Origin of the sequence: Curtobacterium sp. MMLR14_002 (assembly GCF_001864975.1) — a bacterium.
Classification (GTDB): domain Bacteria; phylum Actinomycetota; class Actinomycetes; order Actinomycetales; family Microbacteriaceae; genus Curtobacterium; species Curtobacterium flaccumfaciens.
Genome location: NZ_MJGT01000101.1, coordinates 1 through 263, shown reverse-complemented (window position 1 = coordinate 263; position 263 = coordinate 1). Strand labels below are relative to the sequence as shown.

Here is a 263-nt window from a genome sequence, read left to right as displayed (position 1 = left end):
GTCGGCTTTGACGGGCCCGACTTCACCACGCCGCCGCTCACAGCCACCCCGGGCCGCTACCGCCTCCGGATCAGCGCCGCTCACCGCGACGAACCCTGGATCGATGAGGTCATCGAACGGTACCGATTCGACGCTTGGCCCATCCTCGACGATCTTCCGCCCACCATCCACCGCGCAATTTCCACGCCTTGACCAAGTGGCGAGCGTTCCACTTCCACCCGCCGAGCGGCAATCAGTCCGTCCGGTAGCCGATCGGCTAACGG

1 protein-coding gene is annotated in these 263 nt (G+C 66.2%); it reads left to right on the top strand.

The window, feature by feature from the left end:
• A partial coding sequence (locus BIU91_RS19200) for a hypothetical protein (RefSeq protein WP_216099678.1) occupies window positions 1-192 on the top strand: 192 nt, incomplete at its 5' end.
• Window positions 193-263 lie beyond the last annotated feature (71 nt).